22 protein-coding genes are annotated in these 23,897 nt (G+C 41.1%); 8 read left to right on the top strand and 14 right to left on the bottom strand.

All coding sequences use genetic code 11. The annotated features are described in order from the left end of the window. Positions 1–29 precede the first annotated feature (29 nt). Entirely contained in the window at positions 30–1,364 is a 1,335-nt protein-coding gene (locus tag FNH22_RS13915) for a Gfo/Idh/MocA family protein (protein ID WP_143399007.1), read from the top strand. Between the two features lie 799 nt (positions 1,365–2,163). Here the strand turns inward: FNH22_RS13915 and FNH22_RS13910 are convergent. Beyond that, a complete protein-coding gene (locus FNH22_RS13910; protein ID WP_143399006.1) occupies positions 2,164–2,664 on the bottom strand; it encodes a DinB family protein in 501 nt (166 codons plus the stop codon). A 310-nt stretch (positions 2,665–2,974) separates the two neighbouring features. On the opposite strand from FNH22_RS13910, the gene FNH22_RS13905 reads away from it, so the two are divergent. Further along, positions 2,975–3,961, top strand: a complete 987-nt coding sequence (locus tag FNH22_RS13905; RefSeq protein WP_143399005.1) for a hypothetical protein — start codon at positions 2,975–2,977, stop codon at positions 3,959–3,961. A gap of 159 nt (positions 3,962–4,120) precedes the next feature. Here the strand turns inward: FNH22_RS13905 and FNH22_RS13900 are convergent, their stop codons facing one another. From FNH22_RS13900 to FNH22_RS13840, 13 genes are all read right to left on the bottom strand, one after another. Then, entirely contained in the window at positions 4,121–4,822 is a 702-nt protein-coding gene (locus FNH22_RS13900) for a hypothetical protein (protein ID WP_143399004.1), read from the bottom strand. Between the two features lie 231 nt (positions 4,823–5,053). Next, complete coding sequence (locus FNH22_RS13895; RefSeq protein ID WP_143399003.1) at positions 5,054–5,497, bottom strand: GNAT family N-acetyltransferase; 444 nt, start codon at positions 5,495–5,497, stop codon at positions 5,054–5,056. A 61-nt stretch (positions 5,498–5,558) separates the two neighbouring features. Then, the gene (locus FNH22_RS13890; RefSeq protein ID WP_143399002.1) at positions 5,559–6,212 is read right to left on the bottom strand and encodes a hypothetical protein; all 654 of its coding nucleotides are present in this window, start codon (positions 6,210–6,212) and stop codon (positions 5,559–5,561) included. A 13-nt stretch (positions 6,213–6,225) separates the two neighbouring features. Further along, on the bottom strand, positions 6,226–6,705 hold the full coding sequence (locus FNH22_RS13885; RefSeq protein ID WP_143399001.1) for a hypothetical protein: 480 nt from the start codon (positions 6,703–6,705) through the stop codon (positions 6,226–6,228). Between the two features lie 336 nt (positions 6,706–7,041). Further along, entirely contained in the window at positions 7,042–7,512 is a 471-nt protein-coding gene (locus tag FNH22_RS13880) for a GNAT family N-acetyltransferase (protein WP_143399000.1), read from the bottom strand. Positions 7,513–7,552: 40 nt separating this feature from the next. Beyond that, on the bottom strand, positions 7,553–8,314 hold the full coding sequence (locus FNH22_RS13875; RefSeq protein WP_185154223.1) for a helix-turn-helix transcriptional regulator: 762 nt from the start codon (positions 8,312–8,314) through the stop codon (positions 7,553–7,555). 133 nt (positions 8,315–8,447) lie between these two features. Beyond that, the gene (locus tag FNH22_RS13870) at positions 8,448–9,083 is read right to left on the bottom strand and encodes a hypothetical protein (RefSeq protein WP_143398998.1); all 636 of its coding nucleotides are present in this window, start codon (positions 9,081–9,083) and stop codon (positions 8,448–8,450) included. 348 nt (positions 9,084–9,431) lie between these two features. Beyond that, the gene (locus tag FNH22_RS13865; protein ID WP_143398997.1) at positions 9,432–10,367 is read right to left on the bottom strand and encodes a DUF6607 family protein; all 936 of its coding nucleotides are present in this window, start codon (positions 10,365–10,367) and stop codon (positions 9,432–9,434) included. Beyond that, positions 10,364–10,801 carry a DoxX family protein gene (locus FNH22_RS13860; RefSeq protein ID WP_143398996.1) on the bottom strand — a complete coding sequence of 146 codons (438 nt, stop codon included), beginning with the start codon at positions 10,799–10,801 and terminating at the stop codon, positions 10,364–10,366. The genes FNH22_RS13865 and FNH22_RS13860 overlap by 4 nt, the downstream gene beginning before the upstream one ends. 8 nt (positions 10,802–10,809) lie before the next feature. Then, entirely contained in the window at positions 10,810–12,180 is a 1,371-nt protein-coding gene (locus tag FNH22_RS13855) for an HmuY family protein (protein WP_143398995.1), read from the bottom strand. Positions 12,181–12,201: 21 nt separating this feature from the next. Continuing rightward, the gene (locus FNH22_RS13850) at positions 12,202–14,454 is read right to left on the bottom strand and encodes a TonB-dependent siderophore receptor (RefSeq protein WP_143398994.1); all 2,253 of its coding nucleotides are present in this window, start codon (positions 14,452–14,454) and stop codon (positions 12,202–12,204) included. A 123-nt stretch (positions 14,455–14,577) separates the two neighbouring features. After that, entirely contained in the window at positions 14,578–14,904 is a 327-nt protein-coding gene (locus tag FNH22_RS13845; protein ID WP_143398993.1) for a DUF6686 family protein, read from the bottom strand. 6 nt (positions 14,905–14,910) lie between these two features. Beyond that, a complete protein-coding gene (locus tag FNH22_RS13840) occupies positions 14,911–15,090 on the bottom strand; it encodes a hypothetical protein (RefSeq protein WP_143398992.1) in 180 nt (59 codons plus the stop codon). 356 nt (positions 15,091–15,446) lie between these two features. Here FNH22_RS13840 and FNH22_RS13835 point away from each other — a divergent pair, with 356 nt between their 5' ends. The 6 genes from FNH22_RS13835 to FNH22_RS13810 all read left to right on the top strand — a co-directional run bounded on the left by FNH22_RS13835 (position 15,447) and on the right by FNH22_RS13810 (position 23,875). Beyond that, complete coding sequence (locus FNH22_RS13835; protein WP_221420272.1) at positions 15,447–16,994, top strand: arylsulfatase; 1,548 nt, start codon at positions 15,447–15,449, stop codon at positions 16,992–16,994. Positions 16,995–17,244: 250 nt separating this feature from the next. Then, on the top strand, positions 17,245–18,753 hold the full coding sequence (locus FNH22_RS13830; protein ID WP_255518053.1) for an arylsulfatase: 1,509 nt from the start codon (positions 17,245–17,247) through the stop codon (positions 18,751–18,753). Beyond that, complete coding sequence (locus FNH22_RS13825) at positions 18,746–19,621, top strand: sialate O-acetylesterase (RefSeq protein ID WP_143398991.1); 876 nt, start codon at positions 18,746–18,748, stop codon at positions 19,619–19,621. The genes FNH22_RS13830 and FNH22_RS13825 overlap by 8 nt, the downstream gene beginning before the upstream one ends. Before the next feature lie 156 nt (positions 19,622–19,777). Next, positions 19,778–20,401, top strand: a complete 624-nt coding sequence (locus tag FNH22_RS13820; protein WP_143398990.1) for an RNA polymerase sigma factor — start codon at positions 19,778–19,780, stop codon at positions 20,399–20,401. A gap of 258 nt (positions 20,402–20,659) precedes the next feature. Beyond that, positions 20,660–22,747, top strand: coding sequence for a beta-L-arabinofuranosidase domain-containing protein (locus FNH22_RS13815; protein ID WP_143398989.1), 2,088 nt, complete (start codon positions 20,660–20,662; stop codon positions 22,745–22,747). A 96-nt stretch (positions 22,748–22,843) separates the two neighbouring features. Continuing rightward, positions 22,844–23,875 (top strand): FecR family protein, encoded by a 1,032-nt coding sequence (locus FNH22_RS13810; RefSeq protein WP_143398988.1) that lies wholly within the window; start codon positions 22,844–22,846, stop codon positions 23,873–23,875. The last annotated feature ends 22 nt before the right edge of the window (positions 23,876–23,897 follow it).

Genomic DNA, 23,897 nt, shown 5'->3' with positions numbered 1-23,897 from the left:
AAAATAGCTAACGATAAAATTATATTGATATGAAAAGGCGTGAATTCGTTAAATCTGCCACAGCTGCCGGCACAGGTGTATTGGCAGCAGGCAGTGTTTTGGGCAATAGTTTAGTAACTAACGCTGACCAACCACTTAAAATAGCCTTAATTGGTTGTGGTGGCCGGGGTACGGGGGCAACGCTTACGGCATTAAACTATGAAATACCGTGTGAACTGGTAGCCATGGCTGATTTATTTCCGGAGCCAATAGAACGAAGTTTTACAGCACTTAACTCGCGTATTGAGGACCCAAAAAAGATAAAGGTTACGGAAGAAACAAAATTTTTAGGCTTTCAAGGGTACAAAAAAGCCATAGCATTATGTGATGTTGCCTTTATAGGAACACCGGCAGTATATAAACCGGTTATCTTCGAAGAAGCCATAAGGCAGGGGAAGCATGTTTTTATGGAAAAACCGGTTTGTGTAGATGCTTTTGGATATAAGAAAGTATTGGAAGCGGCGGCAATTGCCAAGACGAACAGGCTATACGTGGCCGGGGGACTTCAACGCAGGTATGGTAAAGAATACCAGGCTGTTATTGATTACCTCCATGATGGAATTATTGGTAATATTACCTCTGCCGAATGTTACTGGTTTGGTGGTCCTATTGGTGATTTAAGCCGTCCGCGTAAAGATGAATGGACGGAAATGGAGTTTCAAAACAGGCATTGGCGTTCTTTTGCATGGGTCGGTGGCGGAAATATTATAGAATATCACATACATAACCTGGATGTCATCAACTGGGCGTTGAAACAGGAGCATCCGCAAACGGTATTGGCTTCGGGTGGTAAAGTAGCAGAGAAGCTTTATTCAGGTTCGTTAGGGGGTTTTGATACCGTAAGCTCACATTTTATGTATGAAAACAATGTGCCCGTTTACAGCTTTAGCAGGAATCTACCCAACTGTTCAAATAAGCATGGAGAAATCTTCTTTGGTACAAAAGGCCGGTTTGAGATCAAGGGAAATAACGCTATTGCTTACAACCATAAAGGAAAGGTAATGTTAGATCTCCAAAAGAAAATGGAAGACTTAAACCCTTTCCATAATGCTCATCCTGAAGTTCAAAAAACCTTGCTGAAGGCAATTGCTGATAACGACAATTATATCAATGATGCATTTTATGCCGCCCATTCATCCATGACCGGTATATTTGGTCGAATGTCGGCCTGGTCAGGTAAGCGATTAAACTGGGAGGACGCTGTTCAATCGGAAATAAAGCTTTTCGACTATACCGACGAAACCAACTTCAATAGCGCTCCCCCAATTCTACCTGACAAATCCGAATATTACCCGGTACCCATTCCCGGAAAAACAAAAGTTTAACTTCAAAAGGACGCCGCAATCAAAAATTTGGAAGAAGAAAGAATGCAATTGAATGGTAAAAAGCTTTAAAGCTGACATTAACTTAGTCTACACACTCTGGTCGTCGGTTAAGCGCAGCGCTCCAACGACCTACAATAGGATAGAGCGTCCGCTCGGGCTTTAATCATTACTATATTTTGTATCCTATGGACTTTGGTCAATATTCTAGCACCTCTCTAAGCAGATAGTATGTCGGGAATGAGATCGCTATAGGTATGCATTGGAGATTCACTTATTTCAATAATGCCTGTCCGTTATCAGGTAGCCTTAACGAATGCTCTTGGTAATAACGAGGTAGTGTGGCAGGGTTAATTCACGGCCAGAGAGGGGAAACTGGAAAGCAAAAGTTTGCTATGTCCATTCCGATATAACCTAAACCTCTTCATACCAACCGGGCGGACGCCCTAAGCCAATAATAGGTCGTAGGACATCCTACGACCAGCGTGAAACCTGCATTAAATAGTTTTAAAGACCAGTTCAGGGCTTTTTTGTTTTGTGGACATCCTCCCGGCCCGCATATAGCGATAGCGCCATGTGTACTGATTTAAAAATAGGGTTTGTATTCCGGGTGTACATTAAAGGCAGCTTTTTTTGGGTATGATACCTCAACATTTTACCATAAGAGCTAATAAAAATAAGTTTATCAAGAATATTCGCATTACAAATGCGGAATGTTCATCTTAAAAGAAAATGGGAACGCATTACACTTTGCTAAATGCGCTCGAGAAGGGTTAATTTTTTTTTATACTCTAAGTAAGCATTACAGGTATTTTTCTTTAATGATATTAACATGGTGCATCTCATGACCAATAATTGATCTGAGAAAATCTTCCAGTGTAATTTCATATTTCCGGGCCCAACCTTTTGTTTTCAATTGATCTTCAGATAAGGTGTCTATAAAACTTAAAGATGCCTTTCTTACATTATAGAAGTCCTTAACTATTTGTTGCATTGTCAGCTCATCAAAACGACTATTTTCGATCAGGGAATTCTGATCATAACCCCATAATTGGATCATCTGGTTTCTACTCAACTGAAATGCTCTGAACATTTTTATTCTTTCATGATCGGTAATGTGCCCCACAATTTGCTTAATGCTCCATTTATCAGGAGCATAACGATGCGCCGCTTTTTCTTCATCCAGTGAATTCAGAAATATATAGGAGGTCAATGAAGAAAACAAGGTAGGCAAGTCGTCGCTCTTTGCCAGGTCAAAATAATATGGGAAACCGTCTTCCGGTGTATATGTAGTGCTTTGCATGTGATTATTTGTTACATGAAGTTATCTTGAAATTCTCTTTTGGTTTTTGATGTTGCTACCACAGTTATTGCCAACGATCTCGGCTGTCATTTCGTTGTAGGATTATCTATAGAATTATGCCCCGAAATCCAACCGGTTAGATTAATACTATTATTTTGTCTTGGCCAATCTAAAAGAACTCTGATTATCAAGCAGAAGGCATTTTCTGTTTCAGAATAATTGAAATTAATTATGTAACTTATTCAGGATTATAGACCATCCGTATTACTCAAACCCGGAACACTAAGAGACCATGATTTTAAGGCTACCCTTGAGTATATTACTATCAGTAGTAGGCTTTGCTACTTCGGTAATGCTAATCCCTGAATTATTGAATGTCAACCCTCCGGTGAACAGGCCAGTTTATGTGGTCAATGATTCTCTTGCTATTAAATATGTAGATACACTTATTTTTAGCAATAAACCCCTAAAGTTCAGACTCCAGGAAGTAAGTCAAACAACAGGAAGACAACTGGAAACGAGGCATGGGCAACTGGCTTTATATACGGAGTTTTATTTTAACCATAATCCTAAGTTACTCCTATGGATTGGTTTCATGGCTGTGGGAATAGCTTTTGCATTGGCTATGCTACCACATTTACTTCATTATTTCTTACAGATGAAAAACAACAAAAAATGGCTGGCTCTTTTGGCATCGTTCTTAAGTATATCCGTAGTTTTTTACTTTGCGCACTACAGTACGTCCAATTTATCACTTTTACCTCCAAGGATCATGACACTTGGCAGACTTCTATTTTACTCTAATGATTGGATACTACAATTGCTTGTTTCCATTTATTTGATCCCCTCATTATTTGCCTTAGCAGGGAATTTTATGATCACCAATGTACTTACACGATACTATGTCAGTAAAAAGAGAGCTTCTTTAAAGAAGCTTTTGAAGTTGAAAAGACATTCGTTCTGGTTGCTTACAGCTTCTTCAGTAATGTTGGTGATGGGTATTGTTACATCATCCTTATTGAGAGAATCGATCTTAACGGCAGCAGGTCCGGCACATGATTACTTATTTCCTTTTGAATTTGTTCTTGCCTATTCACTGTCCTTCACCTTTTTTCTGCTCATATTTTATGGCCCGGCAAACGTTTTGCTGGGAGAACTGATCGCTAAGAAGAAAGAAGAAGCTACAAGTGAAGGCCAAAAACCTTCAGCAGCATTTTCAGTAAGAGAGTCTTTTGAACTCTCTCTTAGTATCCTGGCGCCGGTAATAAGTGGATTACTTATCGAATGGCTAACATAGCCTCGATTCCAAACCATTCAATTATGGAGCTAACAAAACTAAACCTGTATTCCACCATAATCACGCATTAAAAATGCCTGGCCTCTAGGTGCGGAATTTTCTTTCGGCCGACTTTGCAAAAAAGGTAGTAAGTTTTTTATCCACTTTAGGGAGTCATTATCACCTTTCATCTATTTTCATGAATCCATCTTCATTTGTATCCCTTAATTTAAGTGTATCACCATTTTCAAGAATGGTTAGGCTAAACTCGTACAGTCCATTTTGATTAGAATCGAAATACACCCCTGAATATTCCCCATTCAATGTAAACAACTCGACTTTTTCATAATATCCATTTTCATCGTTATCGTATCTAATTGAAACAGGCCCTTTTCCTTGATTGTATTCATACTGTAGTTCATAATTCAAATCATAATTAGCATCAAAGAATGAATGAACTACTTTTTTACTTTTCTTATCCACATAATCGAGTCTTGTATTACTATAATTCCAATGGATATTGAAGTTCTTGTCCGAGCTATTTATGTAGTCGATATGCCAGTACTTGGCAAAAAATACGGTGATGAGTATCGAATAGACGATTAAACCTCTTTGTATATAATTTGGTCGCTCAGATACTTTAATTTCTGATGATGAAACTTGTAGTCGCCCCTTATATGCTGGGTTTACCAGTAATTTTTGAATGCTTTCTGTATTGTCCGTTTTAATTATGATTTCGCCAAAGCTCTGAAGTTCATTAAGGGAAACGAAACTGCTGTCAGATAGTGGCCTTTGAGTGTATGTTACCCCCAATTCGTCTAAGTCCTTTTCAATACTTAAAAAGGTTATTTCATCTAAAATCGATAAGACAATTTTCTTCATTTAAAATTCTGATTCAATGGACGGCTGTATCAGTGATGATACTCTAACTATTAATTACTGCAGTTTAAAGCGTTTATAACCCCTTATTTAAAGGTCAGTCCGCCTTTTCTTTAAAGTTAAAATATAGGGTGACTAAAACCTATATTAAAAATGCATTGGATGGGAAACATCTATTTTATGATTATACGCTTTGAAAATGGGCACATTTTATAAAAAGGTGCCGGATCGGCTTTACTTTAAAGACAGTACACAATTAAGTTCAACATCGTCAATGGTAGCCCCGATTTTTTTGTAGAATTTACGGGCATGTTTATTCCAGTTAGATACTTGCCATCGCAGTTCATGGCATTTTTCTTTTCGGGCAAATTCAATGACCGCACCTAACAATTTTTTTCCAATTCCCTTATGGCGATGGGCCTCTTTAACATAAAGGTCATCCATATAAAGAGACTTTCCTGTCCAGGTATGGTATGAAAAAAAGTAGGTGGCATATCCTATGATCTTCTTCTCTTCACTTTCTGCAACATAACCGTTGAAAAATTCTTTTTCTTTCATCATCTGTTCAACCGAGTTGGTCATTTTTTCCGGAAGTTTTTCGAACAGGGCAAACTCTCTGAACAATTCAATGAGGGCTTCAAAGTCCTTTTCTTGTACGGGTCTAATCAGGTTACTCATAAAAAAATGTCAAATTTGGTGATCTTGCAACCGCCCTGCAGGATTGTTTTTTTTAGTGCTCTCATAAAAGAGGACGAGTGGGAGTCTTGGCCTTCTTTAACCGTTTCCCCATCCACCATTTCATGACGTATCCGAAACATAGGCCTCCCACAACCCATATTGGAAAGTTAATCAGAATTGCTGTCCAGCTATGATCAGTACCATTTAAAACGGGCATGAATAGTGACATGATAATGAACATAATAACCCCCCAACCCAGGCCCATTTTAACCCAGTTCACATTTTTGTGTTCAATAGGCTGGAGATTAAGGTTGGAATAACGTGACGGCTGACTTTTCAGCCATTTTTGTTTCCATTGGTTGATCCACCAAAACCAGAACGGATAGGTCACCAACAGGACCAGGCCAGAGGTAAGATTTCGTAGGCATGGAATCAGTTCCCGGCAGTTTGGGCAGAACAATCCAAACCAGTTTTTAAAGGCAGTTTTGTTTTGAACAGACCATGTTTGTGCTTCATGTAGTGTGCTGCAGTGAGGGCAAGGAATGTAAGTTCTTTCCATCAATGGCCTATCCGAAGTTTGGTCAATGAGTGTGATCTTTGGAACACGCTGGCCTAAGATCAATTCATTAATGGCAAGCCCCGGGTTAAGTATCCAGTGGATTGAGCTGAAATTTGTCTTATCCCAAACCTTGTATTTGGTCCTGTCTATTTCCATTTTTTGTGTTGTACTAATTTATAATGAACCACCCATGACTTCCTGCCACCGCCCCTGCTGTAGTGATCAAACTCAATAATAATAAAAACCAATGTGCCCTATGCATGAATGAAAATGTCCTGGCTGGATTTTCCCCGGCATATTTTCTGAATAATTTATGCAGTACAAAGGGTTCTAATACATATAACACCAAGGTAAACAAAACCCATACTAAGGTCATGGCATGGATCCACCAGAACCTGTAATCAAAGTATCTCTCCCAACCCTCCAGCACATGTAGCATGTAAAACCCTGTTACACCTGTCAACAGTGTTGTGATTTTGGCCTGTAACGCAAACCTTCCTTCTATTTGTTCAAAGGTTTTTATCTGTTCTTCTTTTGATTTTAACCTTTTAACAGCAGGAATAATGACCGTGGTAACCATGGCTACGCCTCCTATCCACAAAATGACAGCAATTACGTGAATGACGCGGGCAAAAGTGAAGTACTCCATTTTCTTTCCTTTTCAGTGTTTGCCATTGTAGGCGGCGGTTTTAATTTAATATTATTTCTTTCATTCTTAAAATGAACATCAATGTTATTCCGGCGATCAAAGCCCCTATCCCGATACCTGGAATCAAGGTTGTTGAGGTATGACTTATGCCAAACCTATAAAGTGTGAAGCCAAATATGACGATAAGTACAAGTACAATTAACCCGATGAGTATTTTCGCAATAGCCTTTAGAAGTTTATTGATCCCTGCAAGATATTTTGAACCGAATGCCACTAAATCATATGAAAGCGGTTTGCACTGTACGTAGGGCGCTATCTGTTGTTACAAGTATTTTTTTAACTGTCCAGTTTCTTCCAAAACACCACTTTATCTTCACCCTCGGTATAAAACTCTCTTATAGTTGCTTCTTTTGTATAGTTACACTTGTTGTAGAAAGCCCTGGTAAGTTTAAATTCAGGATTCCCGGATGTCTCCACGATAAGGATTCTATTGCCATTTTCTCGCAGTAAGTTTTCTATATACTTCATCATGTCTTTACCCACTCCTTTACCCTGATGGTCTTTATGAACAGCAATTGCGTAAAGATTGTAGGTTCCTTCCGTAAGTCTTTCCGGTGCACAGTATCCCATGGATATTGGCACTCCATTTTCTGTAGTTGTAAACCAAATATCTTTTGAAGAACTGTTCGTTAAATAGTCGTGGATCATTTCGTCCAGCAGATCTGAAGGAAATAATTCGCTTGAGTCTACTACTGATTTCAGCGCTTGTATATCTTCTTTTTTGACTTTTCTAATCCGTTGTTCCATATCTGATTATTAGAAGACAAAAGTATTGTGATAAAGCCTCTTAGAATTGTAAGGTTCTGCTGTTATATGCTTTGGCAGGAGTAATGCCTAAAATGTTTTTAAATGCATTACTCAGGTGGGCCTGGTCAAAGAAACCACTTTGCACGGAAGCCTGGGTTAAGTTTATTCCTTCTCTTAGAACAAGGTTCGTAGCCTTTTTCAATCTGCTCCACACAAGGTATTTCTTTATGGAAATGCCTATATGCTCTTTGAATAAATGCGATAGTCGACTTTTGGACAGAAATACCTTTGAAGTTAGCATCGCCACCATTTTGTCATATTCTATGCCTTCATTTTCAATTATTTGCAGGCATTTGTTTATCCTTTCATCTTCTACGTGTATTAAATTTCTTCTGAGCGCAAATGATCTTATTTTATCCGGCGAGTGAGTAAAATGAGTATTCACTTTCGTAACAAATACACCATTAGTGAGTGGAATACCAAGTTGGTCAAAAAAAGTGTTCAATAATGAATTATGGCTTTCTATCATTGTTAGTGCCGCGGTACAATTCTGAGAAGTCACTTTATGCGCTATGTTGGAATCAATAATAGCAAAAACTACATTTCTTTCTTTCTTACCATTAGTTTCCAATAAAAAAGTGCCTTCCAGTGCGGCAATAATTTCTACCACCGGATGAGAATGGTTTTCTGAATTCAAATCATTGATCTCGAAACGGTAAATTCCCTTTTTTAAGTCAAATTCCAATACTTTCATGATGTCTTCCAATGCGGTTGCCAATTTTAAGAAAAGCCATTTCTTCATCTGAGTGGCCATGTACAAGTGAGACAAACGATTTTAGCTCCCGGTCGATATAATTGAGCTATAATTGTTTGATATCGCTTGAAAATAGTTGGGTTTAAGTACTATCGTACTCCATTTGCACAATTGGAAAAAGTCATTCAACCTTCTTCCTTTGCTTCATACCTTCACTAATTTTCCATACGCCAATTCCAGCTAATATAAGAGCGCCAAACCCGATCCGTGCTTCAGCAGCCAGGGCGAGAACTACAAAAATGGACATGGTTATTACCAAAGTATAACCTACCACCAGGTTCATTTTACCCTTTCTTCTCAATTTTGCATCTAACAGCTGACTGGTAGGAGCGTCTACATTGAAATTTTCTTTCAGGTCTTTTTCAATATTTTCTTTACTGGTTCCTTCTTCCTTTTTGGTGGTAATATAATCCAAAATTAATTCTTGAGATTTTTGCTCCTGATCTAGTATCTCGTGCATATTAACGCCTAAATCATCCAGGCGTAATTTGATGTTTTCAATGGTTTCCCCGGAATCCAGCTGTTCCTGAACGAATTTTTCTACATCGAAAGAATTCAAATAATCACTTTTTTCCTTCTCGTTGACCAGGTGTTCTGTGATTTTCATGGTAGCCTCTGTTTCACCTCTTTTGATAAGTTCAGACTGTAAGACAGGTATCAACTCAGGCCTTAAACTATCGATGTCCTTTACGATAAGGAGCAATTTGTCTGTTGAAAATTGTGCGTAATTCTTTTTTATTTCGTCAATGTTATCCATCCTTTCTTATTTATTATACAGATGAAATGTGGCATTTATCTGCCCTGAAATCTCAAATTAATACATGAATGTGCTCAATACCTGTCAAAAGTGCAAGCTTCTTTATTTGACAATTTCAATGAAAGACATGAAAAGAATGGGGTGTTACACCAATAAATAGGCAGCTCAGTCTACCCGGACCTAAGCGTATTTTCGAATAAAACCGGCCTTAGAAACCTAACAAAATCAAGTAGCTTAACAGATGCCTGGTTTGGAACCTTATGCCGGGCTTAACTTTTAGTCCCATACAAGAAAGGCCGTCCTGTGGGGGACAGCCTTTAATCTGTTAACTTCAAAGTTTAATTTGTGTTAGCGTGCTGCCAGTGTCACTTTTGAGGTTAAATAAGATTGAATGGTTTCAGCGATTCTTTTCCTGGCTGTACTGGTATCATAATCTCCGTTTAGTGTTTCATCCTGTAAGGCAAAGAGCTTCATAAATAGTACCTTGTCGTCTACCTTTTTCTTAAATGTCAGGGTCTTTTTAGAGGCAAACAGCTCATCCCAAACGTATCGTACATCCGCCCAATAGGCTTGTTTTTCTGCCCACCAATTCTGCGCAAGCCGGCATTTTGATTCTTCCACTTTATCATACGTATTCCAGCCTTTTTCTCGGGCCAGCAGATGGTCTGCAGTATTTCCTTTACGAAGTACTTTACCATTGTCCTGTTCATGGACCCAGCCGGTGCCGGTGATTTCCTGGCGGTTTCTGCGTACCATCACATTATAATCATCACGTTGGCTGAACTCACGGCGGGGAAGAGGGGCATCAGCCGTATTCTCCCAGAAATGTCGTCCATCCACGTGCACCCAGGAAGAAGAACCTTCATACCTCAGGCCGTCATCCACCTGGTATACTTTCTGGGTCCATTGACCCTTTACGCTTTCTTTCGGCAGGTTTTTGTACTTCCAGGAGTTATCCTTGTCATACACATACAGGTCTGTGTTTTCATAGACCCAGTCCTGTCTCCAATGCTTAATGATCATGGTGTCACCGATCACCAGGAGATGTTGTAACGCTATTTTATCCTTTGTTTCTTCTACAGGGAAAACATATTCCAATGCACCCGACCGGTAGTTATCATGAAAAGTATAGTCTTTAGCAGTGGCGAAAGTCTCTGCAAAATTAAACTTCACTTCATAGCAGCCACACATCGCTTTAATGGCTTCAATATCCTGCTTTTTTTTCTTCTGGGCCTGGGAAGTAAAAGCAGCCAGACATAGCATAAGTATCACTATTCGTTTCATGTATATATCGAGTTAAAAGTTAGAAAAGTCTTTTTTAATTTTGGATAGTGATAACTTATGATCACTACATTGGCCAACAGGTAGAGTGCGGTAAGTAGCAGCTCACCCGGTTCGTGAGGTTCCAAAAACAGGTGGAATAAAAAAATATTTATCGTTATTGGCAGGAGTACTATGGCACCTAAAAGTGCCAGGTACTGACTGACCAATAGTATTCCGCAGAGAATTTCTACTACACCCAGCATGGGCCAGAAGTAACCGGTTTGCTTTAGACCTCCAATAAAAGCTTTGATCTTTATGACATGGTCAGGCAGCTGTTGAACAACCTCAGTTTTTTGGCGAGGTGATTTAGGAACAAATTTTTGGACGCCGCCAAAGACAAAGAGTGTCCCTAGTGAAAATCGGATAACGACAATAGCTATTTTTAAAAAACTCATTTTTCTCCTTATTGAAGCAATTCATATGAGAATTCGGGAAACCCCCGTTCGTTGTCTGACCTGAAGAGTCGATTAAACTTCAGCCTGTAATAATTACCCTTACTGTCAATGATTACATAGAACCTATCTTCAAATAATGACGGGGGAGTGCCCGGGCCTCCACCCTGTCGCCAGGAAGAGCCGATGCTGTTAATTTCGTTAGAGAATTCAAGTTGCTGAGCCTGGGCTAAAGTGAAGTTTTCAAAATTTATGTCCCCCTCTATGATGACCATAGCAGCGGAGGTGCTATTTCTGTTTATTATAATATAATCTTTGAAATTGTAAGGAATTGTGCCTCCCAGTACATTAGTATAGCTACCATATTGAATGTCCCACAGGTCCTTTTCGGGCTCTACAGGCACCATACCATTGTCCAAATCGATAAATGTGAAATTGTGCGTGGTATTTTTAACGACTTCAAGTGTTGAGAACTCCGTGTCCTCGATGTCAGCGTGCTGAATGGTATAATTAGAACCTGATTGCAGTATTCTTATTTTTTTCCAATGCTCATCCGAACCGGTTCGTTTTAAGATAAAAACCTTATTGTCAGTGGCTGTCGGTTGAATAGGTCCCAGCGCAGTATTCTCAAGGCTACCATCAGGTGAATCCACCCAATTAGCATTGGCATTCGGGCTAAACCCGTTGGTAACCATTGAAGTGGCAAACCCCAATGTGTCAGCTGCTGATACTTGCGTGAGATCCGTTTTATCAAGGGGCCTGGCCATGGCTGCAGCAACATTATTAATAATTACGAAATGACCTTCACCGTTGAAAAAACCAAGATCCCAGCTATATTTATTGACTGTAGTTTGAGAGGATTTACTCAGATCTACAAAAGCCTGCTTAGTGAAATCACTGCCTCCCGCATCCAATTCTATTGTAGCTCCAGGAGAAGTAAAGTTTTCTGTGAAGAGTACGTTAAGCTGTATGTTTGTACCCAATGTGAAAATGGTGTTATCACTCTCTTCAAGCCTGATGGAAATGCTCTCATCTTGCTTAATATTTAAAGATTTACCGGCTGAGATCTTAAAATTAACCGATTCGGCCCCCTGCTCAAAATTCAATATTACTCTATTGTTTTGGGCTTCGGGCTTGGTGTAAAACTGGTTAGTCTCACCATATGACATGCTACCGGGAGCAATAGAAAGGGACAAACTTCCGGATGCAGTTGCAGGTCTGGAAAATACGATGGTGGCCTCTATTTCAGTACCAGTGCCGGTGATTCCTAACTCCGTATTGTTAAAATTCACACCAAAGGGGATCGGATCGCTATCGTCATCACTACATGCTGTCAGTGAAAGACATATGTATAAAAATAGTAAGGTATATACTCGGTTCATTGTTTAATGATTTAGGTTTGATTATTTATTGGATTCAAGTCGAATGTTCATAGTAAGAAAGTAGGAGCGCCCGTAAGCCACAGATGTAGACCCGCTACCTCCGGAATGGGCGCCACCTCCGTTGAATGTGTTATTGACTGAATTGATATTGAGTAAATTTCTTGTGCCGAGAGATACAGTGATCCATTCACGGATTGATTTTGTAATGGTGAGGTCCATAAGATGGAAGCCATCTAATTGTTGAAGTTCCGGGTCGGTTTGTCCGTCAGAGGTTACGAGACGATAATCTTTAAATGGCCCATTGTATTTATAAAAAGTGGCAAACTTAAGGCCCGGTTTTTCCCAGTGATAGTTAAGAGAGGCATTTGCTTCCCATCCAAAAATAAATGCCGGTACCTCTCCTAATTCATCACTGAGACGTTGAAACCTGCCCGTATAGGCAGCGCCGGAATTCAGCGAAAAGTTATTCCATTCCCACCGTCCGGTAAGGCGAACTCCGGTGGTTTTGAACTTGAGCAGGTTGACATAAGATGTGGCCTGGTTGCTTTCTTCCGGTGTGAAGAAGGTGATGCGATTATCAATATAATTGTAAAAACCGGATAAAGAAGCTTTCAAATTAAGGTCATTGAATTCATGGGAGAGGTCGGCGTTGAAATTATGAGAGTATTCGGGAGTAAGGTCTTCGTTGCCCACTATGTTATGATTGGCATCAATGAATTCGTGGTAAAGTTCTCTTAATGAGGGTACCCGAAAGCCCCTGGCATATCCGGCGCGTAGCTGGGTGCGGGCAGACAGGTTATATTTGAGGTTCACAGAGGGGGTAGGCTGAACCTCAAATATGCTGTTGTACCCATACCGTATGCCGGGGCGTAAGGTAAGTTGGTCCGATAGTTTGATTTCTGCAGATGCAAACAGCGCAATGTCAGTAGCGGTTTTCTCCCCGTCGTTGAGCGTAGTGCCGGCTGCCCTTTCATAGTTGCCGTCCACCCCTAATTGAAGACTTCCCCAATTGCCCTTAATGCCATCAAGGGTGTTGCGAAAGAATAATGTCTTGAAGTATATCGTGTCCTGTTCACTGTCCACAGTTGGGGTTTCATCATCGGTCACAAGGTTCTTGTTGAACTGACGTGTGATGCGCTGATAGTCTGTGTAAGCCAGCACAGGATTGACGGATAAGCTGCCTAATTCAACTTCAGCCTGGACCTGGTGCATCCATCGTTGGGTCTTGTACTCTTCATCGATGGCAAAAGGATCGCGCAATGGATTAGTATCATTAACGCTACCAAGATTTTCGATCGTTTCATCCAGGAAGTCGAGACGATAATAGATGGTGAAGTCGTCATTATCATAACGAACCAAACTACTGCCGAAGTATTGTTCTTTGGGATACCATTGCCGGTTGCGGTCCGTTCCGTTCCCTGTCCATCCGCCAAACGTATTCATTCGCCCTTCTCCCTGGAGATACCATTTTTGCGAAGGTCTGAACCCTAGTGAAAGTGAAGGGTTATGTATGCCTTCATCGAAAAATGTATACTCATTTTCTACGGTCTCTTCGTGTAGTGATAACAATGCATTTACTTTTCCGGCAGCATCTTTTTTGGTGATGATGTTGATCACTCCCGCAAGTGCGTCTGCTCCATAGTTAACCGCCATGGGGCCTTCTACAATTTCGATACGGTCAATACTGTTTACATTGAGTTGGTTAATATCAATTTCATTGGCCACACCACTTCGCCCGGTTACGGGTACCCCGTCGATAAGGACTTTCACATTTTGCCCGGAGATGCCCTGCATGCTGATCCCTGAAGTACCCAGCGCATTGTCTCTTGAGAACCGGATGTTCAACTCATTCGACAGGACATCCCGGAGTGTGGTGGCTCCCTGACCATTGATCCGTTCGCGTGTGATAGTTCTAACTTTGTAGATGGCATTTTTTGCAGATTGTGGAGCATATTGCCCGGTAACTACCACCTCATTGAGCGCAACTACGATTGGTGTTAGTAACACTTCTTTAGCGCGTGTAAACAATGAATCTTGAATAGTATTGAAGGAGATATGGCTAATTTCATACTTTATTGGAATTGCTGAGAACTCTACTATGCCAAACTCATTACTAATAGAAACGTGGGATGTACGATCTTTTGGCCCCTGCCAGGTCACTTGCGCTCCCTGAATAGGCTCTTGAGTAGTTACATCCCGCAATTGGAGTGTAACCTGTGCTGGAACATTCAATGCCAGCAATAAAAGTAAGGAAGTAGTGATCGCTTGTTTCATTATTTAGATTTATTCTAAACAATACAAAGGTCGTTGTACAAACCACTGCTGTCAATCGCTAGAGATAGGTAATTTGGTATCACTAGTACTATGGAATGCATCACTACAATTAGTGATGCTTCTTCAACAGTTACCTAAAATGACTTTAGTTTCTAGCAATAGAACAGCCTGCTGTAGCAGGTCCTGTAATTCTTCAAATTCCTTCCGGGTAAAAGTGAATTGAATGTCTTTATGGCAGGTATTCATCACCAAATGCTTTTGCCCGTCTGGAAAGTCTACGGCGGATTGATCAAATGCTACTGAGTGGATGGACTTAGTAAATGCATGGAAATCTGCCGGATTGAATCCCAGCAGTATATTTTTATAGTACAATCCTATCCGGCCGCAACTTGCGCAACGGGCTACATTATAATGCTCACTCTCGAGAATGATTTCAGGTTTACAGTTCATGAATGATCAGATGGTTAGATCAGCACAATGTTTGGCTGATTGTTGAATTTTTGTGGAGATCAGCTTTTGAAGGTATGGACATTCAGAATTTTTGATCAGCTCCTTCATTTTCTGTGTATCGGGTCTTTCGCTGGCAAGTTCTTTATCCAGTAGATGCATGACCTCATCGTAAGTTTCGATTTCCATAGTACTGAACTTTAGTGCCCACTAGCCCCGGAGCTGGATCGACTCTTGGTATTAACCCTCCGGGGCTAGTCAGGACTTGCATTAACTATTTAGATTAATTCTAAATAATACAAATGTCCCTACATCTTTCCTTTCTGTCAATAGCTATGAATAGTGAAATTTGACTCACTAGTTCTAATGAATCAGGCTTCTAAAAGCCAACAGAAAAGCGTTTTACCCAAGGTTGCCTTTTGTATGTCCTGGGAAATTCTATATAAGTTTGTTGGCGTGTACATGCTTCACCATTGTTAAGAGTCATTGTTATATGCCTGTGCAATGAAAACCGGAAGGAAAATTTGTATACATAAGATCTAACCATGAAATCATATAGTATGAGGTTACATGCCGTTTTCTTTATCATTCTTCTTTATATGTCATCCTGTTCCAGGGAGGAACATCCGGGGTCCGAAGAAAGCCAGCCTAACATCATCGTGATACTTGCCGATGATCTGGGGTGGTCTGATTTAGGGTGTTATGGCAGTGAGATCAATACGCCTAACCTGGACCGGTTGGCGAACACAGGCATGCGTTTTACACAATTTTACAATACCTCCAAGTGTTTCCCTTCCCGTGCAGCTTTACTTACAGGGCTTTATGCGCAGCAAGTAGGCTATGGTACCACGTTCAAAAACCCTATTGTGAATGGGATCACACTTGGGGAGGCGCTGAAATTAGGTGGATATCGCACGTTATGGTCTGGCAAGCACCATGGCAATGAACGACCTACTGACCGAGGTTTTGACCGCTATTTTGGTTTAAGAGATGGAGCGGCTAATCATTTTAATCCGGGACTTCAGCGGGAAGGTGAAGTGAAGCCCGCCCAAAAAAGGGTCCGGACCTGGTACATTGACAGTACACGCTACCAACCCTTCACACCCCCCAACAAAGATTTTTACTCTACGGATGAATATACCAGGTACGCCTTACAGTGGCTCGAAGAATATAAGGATGAAAAGGCTCCGTTCTTTCTTTACCTCGCCTATACTGCACCTCATGATCCATTGATGGCCTGGCCGGATGACATCAAAAAGTACCGGGGGAAATATAGTGCCGGCTACGAAGTGATCAGAAAAAACAGGTTTGAAAAACAGAAAAAGATCGGCCTGATCGGGGACAATTACCAGTTACCGGAAGCGACGTATGAAAGTTGGGACCAGCTCAGTGAAGTCCAACGGGACGAGGAAGATCTTAAAATGGCTGTTTATGCGGCCATGGTAGATCGCATGGATCAGAATATCGGTAAAGTACTGGGAAAGCTGTCGGCCATGGGTCAAAGAGAGAATACGTTAATTATCTTTTTGTCTGATAACGGAAGTTCTGCCGAGGTAGTCAACCTGGAAGGAACAGGGGAAATAGGAACCATGGGTCGTTGGACCTCTTTAGGAGCGGACTGGGCGAATGTGAGCAATACTCCTTTCAGGTACTACAAAAACTATAGCTATGAAGGAGGTATCAATACACCGATGATAGTTAATTGGCCCGTAACCATAAAAACACCTGGTGTTGTCGATGATTTTTATGGGCATTTTATTGACATTATGCCGACGTTACTGGAAGTAGCAGCTATTACCTATCCTGAAGAATATAAAGGAGAACCTATTTTACCACCTGCCGGAACAAGCTTCGCAAATATTCTTCATAAAAGAGAGGTCAGGCGGGACCGACCTGTATTTTGGGAATGGGGTGATGGTAAAGCAGTAAGAAAAGATCACTGGAAGGCGGTATCCCACAACAACCAGGAATGGGACCTGTATAATCTTGAAATCGACCCTACGGAAGCCAATAACCTGGCAGAACAGCGCCCTGAGATAGTCAAAGAACTTGTTCGATTATTCGATAATTGGCAAAAGAAAATGAACCGTTAAGACAGTTACAAGGTTAAACATCGCCTTTGGATGCAAGGTACCTTGAAAAGCCTTGCAAAACAGCAGATTGATTTTTTAAGGTACTTAAAGGCACTTCTTGTCACTAACTTATACTGTCCAAACTAGAAATTTATATTTTTTGGTTTTTGATAGGTGTCATTATAGTGTTTTTCTCCTTATACACTATAGAAACAACTTCAGAGCTATTAATTCAAGAGACACCGATATACTGTTGCCCTGTTATCAATGGTTGCCCTGTATTTTATTTCTTTTTATTGGGTGCTCTTGCAGTCATATAAAGGAAGAAAACCGAAGATACCCTAACATCATTCTGCTTTATACCGATGACCTTGGTTATGGTGATGTCGGTGCCTATGGCGCTATCAGAGTAAAAACGCCGAACATAGATTTTATGGCCGAAAACGGGATTAAGTTTACCGATGCACATTGTTCGGCAGCCACCTGTACACCTTCCCGGTACTCCCTTTTAACCGGTAATTATGCTTTCAGAAGACAGGCGAAAGTGCTGCCCGGAGATGCTCCATTACTTATTGAGCCCGGTACGCCTACCTTACCGGCCATGCTGAGAGAAGCCGGTTACAAAACAGGTGTAGTAGGAAAATGGCACCTGGGGCTCGGGGATGGTAATGTAGATTGGAATCAGGAAGTAAGGCCCGGGCCGTTAGAAATAGGATTTGACTATAGCTTTTTGCTACCTTCCACGGGTGACAGAGTTCCTGCGGTATACCTGGAGAACTACAAAGTGCTCCATCTGGACCCTAAAGACCCGTTAAAAATTAAATTTACGGATGACCCCAGTAAAACAAATCCTTTTACCAGGCCAACAGGCATTACGCATCCTGATCTGCTTAAGCAGCAGGCCGACCCACAACACAGTGGTTCTATTATCAATGGTATTAGTAGAATAGGATTCATGGGTGGCGGAGTGACGGCAGAATGGGTGGATGAGGACATGTCCGATGTGTTATTGGAAAAAGCGGTATCGTTCATTTCTGATGCGAAAGAACAGCCCTTTTTCCTCTATTTTTCTTTTCATGACATTCATGTACCCAGGGCGCCTCATGCCAGGTTCGAAGGGGCCAGTGAAATGGGCCCCAGGGGAGATGCCATTGCTCAGATGGACTGGGTAAGTGGCCAAATACTGCAAGCTTTAAAAAACCTTAAAATAGAAAATGAAACTCTGGTCCTCTTCACCAGTGATAACGGACCGGTACTTAACGACGGCTACGAAGATGGAGCGTTGGAAGCCAAGGGGGACCATCAACCTGCTGGTCCTTTTCGGGGCGGCAAATACAGTGCCTATGAAGCAGGCACGCGAGTCCCTACTATAGCTTACTGGCATGAACAGATCAAACCTCAGGTAAGTAATGCACTGTGGAGTCAAACCGATCTGTTTGCTTCGTTTGCTGCCCTGGTAGGAAAGGGCTCACTGCATGGATTAACAGACAGTAAAAATATGTTGGATGTATTGCTCGGTAAATCTGAGAAAGGTAGAGATGAGTTGCTGGAAGAGTCTTATACTTTTAGCCTGCGTAAAGGCAATTGGAAATACATCATGCCTTCCGATAAAGACTATGGCTGGGTAGAGGATACGAAGGGCATTGCTTCAGGTATTTTGCTTTATCCACAACTTTATGACCTGACGACAGACATCGAAGAAAAAACGAACCTGGCAACTACACACCCTGAGAAATTGAAAGAGATGCAACAAACACTAGATCGTATTTTGAATGAGTAACTATTCTAAAGTCGGTTTGACCTTGTGCGTAATTCTCTGCCTGTGCTCCGGGTTAACGGCACAAGTTTCCACTGATGCAGTAAGGTCGGGACGTATGAAGTACTTTCCCAGGCTACTGGACGAGGTCGATGTTTTACCTCAAAAGAAAAACCTGTGGGTATTTGTCATGGCCGGACAATCGAATATGTCCGGACGTGGTCTCGTGGAACCTTCGGATACTGTTTCACATCCAAGAATTCTCACCGTTACCCCCGAAAATCAATGGGTGTATGCCAAAGAACCATTACATCTTCATGAATCACGCATGACCGGATTAGACTGTGGACTGGCCTTTGGCAGAGAACTTTTGAAGCATGTCGGTGATTCTGTACACATCGCGCTTATACCCTGTGCAGTAGGTGGCAGTTCTATCGGACAATGGCTGGGGGATTCACTTCATAGAAGCATCTATTTACGGACGAGTTTCGAAAGCAAAGTGAAGTTTGCACAGGCATACGGAGAAATAAAAGGTATTCTGTGGCATCAGGGGGAAAATGATGCAAGGTTTGCACGAACAGATACTTATGAAAACAGTCTTATAAAGTTGGTCCGTTTTTTCCGTTCATATGTCGGAAATGATACTTTACCGGTCATTGCGGGAGAACTCGGATTGAATAAATTAAGCCCGGAGAACCAACAACAGCGGGATAGTATAAACGAGATACTTTGGAACCGGGCAAATGAAGACAGATATGTTGAAGTTGTTCGGACCCGGGACCTGACTACCCACGATCATTATCATTTTGATTCACCTTCGCTACGAGTGTTGGGAAGGCGTTATGCAGAACAGTTTATTAAGAACGCGGAATATTTATTTGTAACGGAATAGGTGATGTTCTTTTAAAGCAGGTTGTGATCAATGGGTAAAAGTATAAGTAACTATATATCAATGCGTTAAATGTAATTTTTAAGTGATAAGATTAGTAGAGTGCTTTTAAGCAGTCTTGTTTTTTAGTATATTCATTATGGGACAGACTACATTTTTATGCCTCTAAAGGCCAAACGATACCTGGATAAAGATGCTGACCATCGTGCGAAAAGGGTTAACGCCAATTCATTCGAGGGTGTAGCTGATTTGGATATATGGAAGCAATTCAAAACCGGTAATGAGTCTGCGTTTATTCATATCTATGAACTGTACTTTGAACAGCTCTTTAATTACGGGCTGCAGTTTACACGTGATATGGCATTGGTGGAGGACTGTATCCAGGACTTATTCATAGAAATCAGGAAAACACGGGGTAGATTATCAGATACTACTTCCATAAAGCTTTATCTCTATAAAGCCATAAAGCGTAAGGTCATACAGCTTGTAAAATATAAGAGGTCAAGGTTTCATCATGAGCCTATCGATGAGGGCTATCAGTTTCATTTTGTATTTTCTCATGAACACTTCCTGATCAATCAACAACTTGATCAAGAGCAGATCCATAAGTTAAATGAAGCCTTAAAAAAACTGCCTTTGCGTCAAAAAGAGGTTATTTACTATTATTTCTATGAGCAGTTGAGTTATGCTGAGATCAAAGAGATCATGGAATTTGTCAGCATAAAAAGTGTTAGAAATAAAGCCTATATAGCACTCCAGACGCTCCGAAAAAGCTATCGTTAAATACGCTTAAGTTTCTCTTCATCAAATTTTTTCAAATTTCCTTCAAATGGGAAGTGTCATTTATGCAAAAATGCCCTTCTAAAGATAAATGTGAGAAGAAAGTGACGTATCCTTTATCTGGCCCGGACAAAAGCAGGCCGTTAATAGCTCCTGCAAAATAGGTTTAGTCTGTGGGTCATAGACTTATTTCAGCGTAGCAGTTGAAAAATGACAATGTGAGATAACATTCTTATCAGAAACATAACCTGAAAAATATTCATGAAAAAGGCTGATTTCAAACCAACATATATACTCATTGTACTTACATCTTTCTTGTCCACAGGTTGTGAGTTGGGAAGCAAAATGAATGACCTGGAGGTATCCACTCCTTTTTATGGGGAATTCCGGTCTGTGCCCATCCACCAAATCCAGCCGGGAGGTTGGCTGAAAAAATACCTTGAAAACCAAAAAAATGGATTGACAGGACATCTTGAGCATGCCGGGTACCCTTTCGACACTGCGGGATGGGGCAAACAGGTGACGGATAGTAGTAGTTGGTGGCCCTATGAGCAGACAGGATACTGGATCGACGGCATGCTGTCTACTGGGTATTTACTTCGGGATAGCTTTCTTCTGCAAAAAGCGAAAAACCGGATATATCCCGTGCTGGAAAACGTTGGAGAAGATCACTTCATAGGTCCTGAATACTTAAAAAAATATAAAAAGAAATACCGCTGGGTGCACGCTGTCTATTTTCGCGCCTTGATGACAGAATATCTGGTTACAGGCAACGAGGAATTACTTCAAAAGATCAGGCAATTTCACCTTTCTCAACCGTTGGGAAACTATCTGGAAATACGTGACCAGCTTAATATTGAAAACATATTATGGGCCTTCGAACAAAGCGGTGATTCTGCATTATATCGGCTCGCACTGGGCATTTACGATAGCCTGAATTACGGTCGACCCCTCCAAAGGCCTGTTACAGCCTCCAGCTTTTTAACCATGGAACCCGTTTATGAACACGGCGTCACATACAACGAAGTGGCCAAACTAGGCGCTATTTTATATATGAATAATGGAGATCAAAAGTACCTGACGCCCTCCATAGCTGCTTTTGATAAGCTTGACAAATATTATATGATGGTGGATGGTGTTAATGTATCTTCCGAACATCTGAGAACTCCCCCTGATGCATTACAAACACATGAAACATGTGACATTGCTGATTACACCTGGAGTATTGGTTATTTGCTGATGGCCACTGGAGAATCGAAGTATGCGGACAAAATAGAAAAAGCCATTTTTAATGCTGCACCGGGCGCTGTTACCTCAGATTTTAAGGCGCTTCAATATTTATCAGGACCTAACCAGGTAGTATTAGACTCTACTTCTAATCACAACAAGTTCTTCAAGGGTAATTCAGCTATGATGTTTGGTCCTAATGAGTTCACGGAATGTTGTCCCGGAAATGTCAACCGTATTATGCCCAACTATGTTTCCAGGTTATGGATGACAGACGGTAATAACGGTGTGGTTGCGGCAATGTTTGGCCCCTCGTTATGGAGTGGGGACATTAAGGGGGTGAACGTAAGCATTGAAGAAAAAACACGCTATCCTTTCTCGGACAGCGTTACGTTTTCTTTTCAAACGGGTAGGCCTGTAAACTTTCCTTTTTCATTTCGAATACCTGAATGGTGCAATGAAGCGGAGGTTCGGATTAACGGGAAACCCTTAAAGGAACTTCGTCCTCAAGGAAAGTATGTTTCGATCGATCGAAAATTCTCTGATGGTGATCAGGTCACGGTGATATTGCCACAGAAAATAAAATTAAGTCACTGGCCTGAAAAAGGAGTGGCGATAGAAAGAGGACCGTTGGTGTATTCTTTAAAAATAGAAGAAAACCGGAAGCCGGTCCCATCACGTAAAAGCAATACTTCATCCATGGGTGACTTTCCGACCTTTCACCTGGAGGCTCAAAGTGAATGGAATTATGCGTTGGCTGTAGATGAAGACAGGTTGGAAGAACAAATAGAAGTAGAATATCAAGAGTGGAATAATGATCCTTGGAACACAGACACCACTCCCATACAACTGCATGTTCCGGCCAGAAAAGTACCCGGATGGAAATTACTTCGGCAAGATACGGTGTTTTACGCCATGAATGTTCCTCACCAGGAAAATGGCAGAACGGTTTGGAGAGAGAAAAGCGACTTTCGTAAAAATGGGAAGTTTTCTTTCACCCCTCCATTACCACCGGATAGTGCCCTCATCAATAGTCGACATCAACCTCTTGAAAAAGTGATCCTGGTGCCCTACGGTAGCTCCAAATTACGGATCACTATATTTCCTGTAGTACCTCAGTAACTTTTATACAAAACTACTGAACACGAAAAAAGTGTGGAACAACGGTGTCATTTGTTCTTTTTCTCCCTTTACTTATTAAATGCTAATACCCGCAACATGAATATCAAAAACAACATTGAAGATTTTTTAACCGATGATGAATTTGTGCGCTGGGTTAAAAACGCTGATCCTGAATTAGAATTGTTCTGGACGAAATGGTTAAGGCTGTATCCGGAAAAAAGGGATTTGTTAATGGAAGCCCGGCAGCTCATTTTGTCCATGAATTTTTCACCTTATAAACCGAAAGAGGAGGTCAAAGAACGATCACTGGATTTCATCCTGTCAGAAACGAAAGCATCTGTGCCTATTCAAAGGATGAGAAACACAAGGAAGTCTTTTATAGGATGGAAAGTCGCTGGTGCTTTGGTAGTGGTAATTATGGCAGGTTTTTTAGCGGATCGTTATGGAACTTCTTCTGAAGAGATCACTCCGCCTGTTGAAGTCTCAACTATTGTAAAAAGTAATCCAATGGGTCAACGTTCGGAAATAAGGCTACCGGATGGCACCCACGTGTGGCTTAATGTGGGCAGCAAAATCACCTACCCTTCTAAGTTCATTTATGAGGAACGCGTAGTAACGATAGAAGGAGAGGCCTTCTTCAACGTAAAACGAGATACATTGCGCCCCTTCAAAGTACAGTCTAACGGGTTAGTGACTACAGCGCTGGGGACGTCCTTTAATGTGAGGTCTTATGGTGAAAGTACCGATGAGATCAAAATATCATTGGTGAGCGGGAAAGTAAGTGTAGAGAATCAATCCCTTAAATCACTCAATGTTCTGGTGCCGGGTGAACAGCTTATCTTCTCGGCTAACAGACAAAAAAGTATCATTAAATCATTTGATCTCAAAGAAGTAGTCTCCTGGAAAGATAATATCCTGATTTTCAAAAATGCATCAATGGAAGAGGTAATGCATCAATTGGAAAAATGGTATGGCGTGAAAATTAGCCTGGAGAACAGACCCATCGAAAAGTGGGACATTACGGGTGAGTTCAAGAAACAGAGCCTGCAACGGGTGCTAGACCGGCTTTCATTTACGAAAGAATTTCAATATACACTGGAAGGAAAAAAAGTGACCATCAAATTTTAAGCGATATGCAATATACAGATAC

Origin of the sequence: Fulvivirga sp. M361 (genome assembly GCF_007097395.1) — a bacterium.
Classification (GTDB): Bacteria; Bacteroidota; Bacteroidia; order Cytophagales; family Cyclobacteriaceae; genus Fulvivirga.
Note: the sequence above shows the minus strand (reverse complement) of the source record. Positions and strands in the feature narration are given on the sequence as shown.

Coding starts and splice junctions, on each gene's coding strand:
- FNH22_RS13915 (WP_143399007.1), top strand. CDS start 30: ATGAAAAGGCGTGAATTCGTTAAATCTGCCACAGCTGCCGGCACAGGT.
- FNH22_RS13910 (WP_143399006.1), bottom strand. CDS start 2,664: ATGCAAAGCACTACATATACACCGGAAGACGGTTTCCCATATTATTTT.
- FNH22_RS13900 (WP_143399004.1), bottom strand. CDS start 4,822: ATGAAGAAAATTGTCTTATCGATTTTAGATGAAATAACCTTTTTAAGT.
- FNH22_RS13895 (WP_143399003.1), bottom strand. CDS start 5,497: ATGAGTAACCTGATTAGACCCGTACAAGAAAAGGACTTTGAAGCCCTC.
- FNH22_RS13890 (WP_143399002.1), bottom strand. CDS start 6,212: ATGGAAATAGACAGGACCAAATACAAGGTTTGGGATAAGACAAATTTC.
- FNH22_RS13885 (WP_143399001.1), bottom strand. CDS start 6,705: ATGGAGTACTTCACTTTTGCCCGCGTCATTCACGTAATTGCTGTCATT.
- FNH22_RS13880 (WP_143399000.1), bottom strand. CDS start 7,512: ATGGAACAACGGATTAGAAAAGTCAAAAAAGAAGATATACAAGCGCTG.
- FNH22_RS13875 (WP_185154223.1), bottom strand. CDS start 8,314: ATGAAGAAATGGCTTTTCTTAAAATTGGCAACCGCATTGGAAGACATC.
- FNH22_RS13870 (WP_143398998.1), bottom strand. CDS start 9,083: ATGGATAACATTGACGAAATAAAAAAGAATTACGCACAATTTTCAACA.
- FNH22_RS13865 (WP_143398997.1), bottom strand. CDS start 10,367: ATGAAACGAATAGTGATACTTATGCTATGTCTGGCTGCTTTTACTTCC.
- FNH22_RS13860 (WP_143398996.1), bottom strand. CDS start 10,801: ATGAGTTTTTTAAAAATAGCTATTGTCGTTATCCGATTTTCACTAGGG.
- FNH22_RS13855 (WP_143398995.1), bottom strand. CDS start 12,180: ATGAACCGAGTATATACCTTACTATTTTTATACATATGTCTTTCACTG.
- FNH22_RS13850 (WP_143398994.1), bottom strand. CDS start 14,454: ATGAAACAAGCGATCACTACTTCCTTACTTTTATTGCTGGCATTGAAT.
- FNH22_RS13845 (WP_143398993.1), bottom strand. CDS start 14,904: ATGAACTGTAAACCTGAAATCATTCTCGAGAGTGAGCATTATAATGTA.
- FNH22_RS13840 (WP_143398992.1), bottom strand. CDS start 15,090: ATGGAAATCGAAACTTACGATGAGGTCATGCATCTACTGGATAAAGAA.
- FNH22_RS13835 (WP_221420272.1), top strand. CDS start 15,447: ATGAAATCATATAGTATGAGGTTACATGCCGTTTTCTTTATCATTCTT.
- FNH22_RS13825 (WP_143398991.1), top strand. CDS start 18,746: ATGAGTAACTATTCTAAAGTCGGTTTGACCTTGTGCGTAATTCTCTGC.
- FNH22_RS13820 (WP_143398990.1), top strand. CDS start 19,778: ATGCCTCTAAAGGCCAAACGATACCTGGATAAAGATGCTGACCATCGT.
- FNH22_RS13815 (WP_143398989.1), top strand. CDS start 20,660: ATGAAAAAGGCTGATTTCAAACCAACATATATACTCATTGTACTTACA.
- FNH22_RS13810 (WP_143398988.1), top strand. CDS start 22,844: ATGAATATCAAAAACAACATTGAAGATTTTTTAACCGATGATGAATTT.